This is a genomic window from Acidovorax sp., assembly GCF_046314175.1.
Taxonomy (GTDB): domain Bacteria; phylum Pseudomonadota; class Gammaproteobacteria; order Burkholderiales; family Burkholderiaceae_C; genus Acidovorax.
Map to the genome: position 1 here is coordinate 1 of NZ_JBKBXG010000166.1, position 5,145 is coordinate 5,145.

General features: G+C 59.8%; 6 protein-coding genes. All 6 read left to right on the forward strand.

The window, feature by feature from the left end; genetic code table 11:
• The first annotated feature begins 293 nt into the window (after positions 1-293).
• The 6 genes from ACK4OE_RS25025 to ACK4OE_RS25050 all read left to right on the forward strand — a co-directional run bounded on the left by ACK4OE_RS25025 (position 294) and on the right by ACK4OE_RS25050 (position 5,005).
• Positions 294-2,054 (forward strand): acyl-CoA dehydrogenase family protein, encoded by a 1,761-nt coding sequence (locus ACK4OE_RS25025; protein WP_409889133.1) that lies wholly within the window; start codon positions 294-296, stop codon positions 2,052-2,054.
• Between the two features lie 217 nt (positions 2,055-2,271).
• Entirely contained in the window at positions 2,272-3,372 is a 1,101-nt protein-coding gene (locus ACK4OE_RS25030) for a hypothetical protein (RefSeq protein WP_409889134.1), read from the forward strand.
• Positions 3,373-3,397: 25 nt separating this feature from the next.
• Positions 3,398-3,646: a hypothetical protein gene (locus ACK4OE_RS25035; protein WP_409889135.1), complete on the forward strand. Its 249-nt coding sequence runs from the start codon at positions 3,398-3,400 to the stop codon at positions 3,644-3,646.
• 125 nt (positions 3,647-3,771) lie between these two features.
• Positions 3,772-4,041, forward strand: coding sequence for a hypothetical protein (locus tag ACK4OE_RS25040; RefSeq protein ID WP_409889136.1), 270 nt, complete (start codon positions 3,772-3,774; stop codon positions 4,039-4,041).
• A 62-nt stretch (positions 4,042-4,103) separates the two neighbouring features.
• Positions 4,104-4,643, forward strand: coding sequence for a GIY-YIG nuclease family protein (locus ACK4OE_RS25045; protein ID WP_409889137.1), 540 nt, complete (start codon positions 4,104-4,106; stop codon positions 4,641-4,643).
• Positions 4,640-5,005, forward strand: coding sequence for a hypothetical protein (locus ACK4OE_RS25050; protein ID WP_409889138.1), 366 nt, complete (start codon positions 4,640-4,642; stop codon positions 5,003-5,005). Before ACK4OE_RS25045 ends, ACK4OE_RS25050 begins: the two co-directional genes overlap by 4 nt.
• Positions 5,006-5,145 lie beyond the last annotated feature (140 nt).

The following is a 5,145-nucleotide window of genomic DNA, read 5'->3' on the forward strand; positions in this document are numbered from 1 at the left end:
TCGGAAAGCTGAGGGTCACCCCCCTGAGGCGCTGCGCGCCTTCACCCCCTCTCTCACGCTGGCGCGTGGGAGGGGGGACGCCGCCAGCGCGGCAGGGCGGCCCTTGCGCGGCGGCCCTCGCTTTGGGGCGCGCCGGTATCCACGGACACAGGCGTGGCAGCGCTTTTAACGCGAACCCCATCACCCGTTCGGGCCGAAGGCGAGCGGCCCGCCGACTCAGCTCAAAAATTCAATCAAAACAGCCTCCAGCGCTTATCCATCATGCGCTAGCAGCTATCACATTAAGAGCAATCATGCCCGCACGCCAGTCACTCGCCGACATCCAGTTTTTGCTGAACAACGTGCTGCAGGCCCCCGCGCAGTGGCAGGCGCTGGCGCCGTTTGACGACACCGATGCCGACCTGGCCGCCCAGGTGTTGGCCGAAGCCGCCAGGTTTGTAGACACCGCCGTGGCCCCGCTGCAGCGCACGGGCGACGAGGTGGGATGCCGGTTTGACGCAGGCCAGGTGCACACGCCGCCGGGCTTTCGCGAGGCCTACCAGGCCTTCTGGCAAGGCGGCTGGCCCGCGCTGGCCTGCGCGCCGGAGGACGGCGGCCAAGGCCTGCCCGCCGTGCTGGAATGCGTGCTGTACGAATGGCTGGCCGGTGCCAACCACGGCTGGACCATGGCGCCCGGCCTGCTGCACGGCGCGTACGAATGCATCAGGCACCACGCCAGCGATGCGCTGAAGGCGCAGTACCTGGAAAAGGTCGCCACCGGCGAATGGCTGGCCACCATGTGCCTCACCGAAGCCCACGCCGGCAGCGACCTGGGCCTGGTGCGCACACGCGGCGTGCTCCAGCCCGATGGCAGCGCGCGGGTGAACGGCAGCAAGATTTTTATCTCCGGCGGTGAGCACGACCTGACGGACAACATCGTCCACCTGGTGCTGGCGCGCCTGCCCGATGCGCCTGCGGGGCCCAAGGGCCTGTCGCTGCTCCTGGTGCCCAAGGTGCTGGCCGACGGCAGCCGCAACGCCGTGGTCTGCGAGCGCATCGAAGAAAAGATGGGCCTGCACGGCAGCCCCACCTGCGTAATGCGCTTTGACGACGCCACCGGCTGGCTGGTGGGTGAGGCGAACAAGGGCCTCAACGCCATGTTCGTGATGATGAACGCCGCACGCCTTCACGTGGGCCTGCAAGGCATCGGCCTGCTGGAGGCCGCGTGGCAAAAAGCCAGTGCCTACGCCGCAGAGCGCCGCCAGATGCGCGCCCCCGGCGCCAAGGACACCAGCCTCATTCAAGACCACCCCGCCATCCGCCGCATCCTGCACACGCAGCGCGCCTGGATCGACGGCGGGCGCGTACTGACTTACCACACGGCCCTGCAACTGGACGTGGCCAAGCACCACCCCGACGCTGCCGAGCGCGCTGCCGCGCAACGCTGGTGCGCGCTTGTCACGCCCGTGCTCAAGGCCGCGCTCACCGACCAGGGTTTTCACGGCGCCAGCGCCTGCCTGCAGGTGTTTGGCGGCCACGGCTATGTGCGTGAATGGGGCATCGAGCAGATCGTGCGCGATGCGCGCGTGGCCATGATCTACGAGGGCACGAACGAGATCCAGGCCATCGACCTGCTGGTGCGCAAGGTGCTGGCGGACGGCGGGCAGGGCCTGTCAGCGTTGCTGACCACGCTGCCCGGCGCAGCCCCCAGCGCCGCTGCCAGCGCGCGCCGCCATGCGCTGGTCGAGATCACCCAGACCCTGGCGATTGCCGCCCAGTCCGACCCCGAACTGCCCTACTGGGTGGCCGACGACTACCTGCGCGCCGTGGCACTGGTGCTCCTGGAATGGGCCTGGGGCCAGATCGGCGCCGCCCACCGCACCGCGCCCAACACTGCGCGCGACCGCTGGAGCGCGCCAGCCCAGGCCTTTGCACAGTGGGTGCTGCCCGAATTCGACCTGCGCACGGGCATCCTGCGCCAGGGCATTGCACAGGCGCTTGAATTCCGAACCAAAGAGGCCGTCAACGCGCGATGGGCATGCGCAAGAAGCTATGTATTCAATAGCAAAATGTAAGCATTCAGCGCAGGCAGGCCAACCGTTAAGCCGGCCCACTGCCGAGACAAAGCGGTTCACCCACCCTGCAAGAGAGGCAAAGCAGAGGTTAATGCTGCTCATTCAAGCTTGTGAGCTCGTGTAGCAAAAATACAAGTCCGTTGATATCGTTGACATCAACAGTTTCTTCGGTGTTTTGATGTATGATCGCATTGTTGATATACACAATATAAACACCATGATAAACGACAACTCCTCGCTTGGCACGCCTAGCCTCTTTCAGGCCCCGTTGACAAAGAACGATCTACGTCAGCACGTCGTGACGATCAGCCTAGTTTTGGTAAGGCAACTGCACTTCATCTTCCACCGTCCAGATGACTCCCATGAAAAAGCCCAGATCCAATTGCTGGGAATGACCAGTACAAAGAGCATCAACAATCCTGACGTTGGGCCGTTTGAAGAAGACGGTCTTCCCCTGACCTACGAGCAAGTCGCAAACACTGCTTTTGCGACCACTATGGAAGAGCTGTACGAACTGGCCTATCACGGCATGCTCTACGGCAGGGGTTACTACATGAACAGTGAATCTTCGGCATCGTGGGTGTCGCGAGTGCTGGTGGACTTGTCGGTCTCACACTTCGCTCACGCATGGGATGACTATTCAAGTTGCAAGGACGCTGTTCGCGCGTTGGTGGAAGTCTGCGAAACAGCGCAGGCCCGCATGGTGTTGGAACATATTGAAAATGGAGACAACTTCATGGGTTGGTATGGCTATGAAGGTCACGAAGGATTGACTTTCCGCCAAATTGCGCTGCTGTCTGGCATGACTGAGGCTAGCTTGCGCACCATGGCCAATCCAAAACGGAGCAAGCCGCTGAAGACTTTCTCACATGGGAGAAATACTTATATCTCCCCCGCTGACGCCAAAGAGTGGCTGATAAGTAAAGGACGCTATGTACCCATTGCGAACATTGACCGACAAGGTGCCGAACTTGATTTGGTAAACGAAACATTCCACAGTTTTGATGATTTCTGCTGGCGCTTGGACTCGCGTTTGCACTTCTTGCTTGGTACTGAAGCCGCCGAAGATGTCACAAAGGCCTTGGAGGAGGTGCGCGAAGGTCTATTGAGGCGGCGCCTCATCGATCAGACACCTTACCTGGCTTTAGAGCCAAGCGACTACGCCAATACAGCACTCATGTCGATGGTCGGCGGAGCGCTTCAGCTCCCGTCAGACTTGCTCGCACTGAGGTCCGCAGCTGTCTATGCCAGGAGTCAGGCAGAAGATTTCGAGCGGCGTATTAAAGAGATGGGCACGAAGGATCAACAGTCGACCTAGTTGATACACCATAGGAGTAAGCCCCATGAGTCAGCTCATCTACATCGTTAAGCGCGGAAAAAACACTGGCGCACAGTTACGGCCGCATTGGTTCACTGACGCTGGTGGGTATTTTCAGGCGCACAAGACTAACTCCCGCAACGACCCGGAAGGACGCCGTGTTCGAACAGAAAGCGATCTCATCGAGCTCGTGCGTCTGGGCTACCACGTTCGCATGAGCAACACGGCGATTGGACACAGTCCGTCGACCGTTAAGCCAACCATCGCCGTCTAGACCAGCCGACGACGGCCCTCGGGCCACAAATCCAACTCAGCTCGAAACTGCTGCCAATTGGTAAGCAGTTGGGCTGCTGCATTGCCCAATTGATTTCCGTCGAAGATTTTCAAGGAGCCACAACCATGATGTCCCGCCATGCCAAAAGGCGCTGCCAGCAACGCAGCATCCCACCCATGTTCGTTGACCTTCTATTGCGGTTCGGCGTGACAGAACGGGCACCAGGTAAAGCGAACAAGGTGTTTCTGAACAAGGCTGCGCGCAAGCAGATCAAGGTGTATGCAGGCCCGCTTGCAGCCCAACTCGATCAGCACCTCGACATCTATGCAGTCGTTTCCGAGGATGGTTCGGTCATCACGATTGGGCATCGACAGGAGCGCGTCAGGCGCCACTGAAGTTTCGTTCAACCAACTCAGCCGTCCTGGCCATCTCCACAACACGAAATCCATATCACCACATGCCACATCTACATACCCAGCCTTTCACTACATATCTAGCTTGGTCTTTCACTGATGTTCTTGAAGGAAAATTCAAACGCCGGAAGCAAAAGTACAAGCATCATGATTACCCCATCTTGGCCCCGCTTCCGGCGCAAGTGCCGCGACAGACACAGATGGAAGGAGACGATGTTGCAGGCCCGTTCATATACTTCCTGGTGGATCAGACCGGAGAAGTTCAATACGTTGGCAAGTCCGAAGAAAAGAATGTCTTAATGCGCTGGAGCCGTCCAGGCGATGGCGGCCCCGCCAAGCGCTACTGGACGCACTCGATTCCTAGCGGCGGATGCGTATTCAATATCGCTGCAGACCTGCAATCTGGCAAGGGACCATTTCATCTTCGCTTTGTGCCGCTATCTGATTTACGCAGCCGGTGCTCGTCCGCGCTTGGCATTGATCCAGCTCTTAGCGAAAAAGATGCTCTTGTGAAGGCGGAGCGAAGTCTTATTGCAGCGCTGACGCCATGCTGGGACGGTGGCTCGAAAGGAGGTGCCCGATGAACCAACGACGAAACCGGACATCCGCTCAGTCAGGTATCTATCGGGCTACGGTGCCGATTCCACATGAGCATCGACAGAACCTGCGTATATTGGCGCATGAGGCTGGAGCCCGCTCGTTCAGCGATCTCGTACTCATCCTTGTGCAGCGCCCTGAAGAGGCGGGCAGGATGCTTGCACCGCTGGTGCTGGAGGTCGCAGGTACTCATTGGAAGGAGCAGGCGCTGGAAAAGGTCAAGGCGGCAGCTGCACGTGAAGGCCTATCGCTTGCTGATCTGCACCAAGCCTTGTTTAGCAGCGGCGCCCCTTCGGATCGATACGGTGGCGTGCTACTACCGGATGCTCAGAACGGCAACCCCACATAGTTCTCCGCCAGCGACCCCAGCGCCTTCTCGGACGAGAACAGGTACGCCAGGTCCGTGTCCTGCAGCTTCTGGTCGTACGCGATGGAATCCGGAAAGGTGTGCAGCATGGTCGTCATCCACCACGAGAAGCGCTGGGCCTT

What these genes read in the sequence shown, in the direction of transcription:
- ACK4OE_RS25025 (WP_409889133.1), top strand. Translation starts at nt 294, where the DNA reads ATGCCCGCACGCCAGTCACTCGCCGACATCCAGTTTTTGCTGAACAAC.
- ACK4OE_RS25030 (WP_409889134.1), top strand. Translation starts at nt 2,272, where the DNA reads ATGATAAACGACAACTCCTCGCTTGGCACGCCTAGCCTCTTTCAGGCC.
- ACK4OE_RS25035 (WP_409889135.1), top strand. Translation starts at nt 3,398, where the DNA reads ATGAGTCAGCTCATCTACATCGTTAAGCGCGGAAAAAACACTGGCGCA.
- ACK4OE_RS25040 (WP_409889136.1), top strand. Translation starts at nt 3,772, where the DNA reads ATGATGTCCCGCCATGCCAAAAGGCGCTGCCAGCAACGCAGCATCCCA.
- ACK4OE_RS25045 (WP_409889137.1), top strand. Translation starts at nt 4,104, where the DNA reads ATGCCACATCTACATACCCAGCCTTTCACTACATATCTAGCTTGGTCT.
- ACK4OE_RS25050 (WP_409889138.1), top strand. Translation starts at nt 4,640, where the DNA reads ATGAACCAACGACGAAACCGGACATCCGCTCAGTCAGGTATCTATCGG.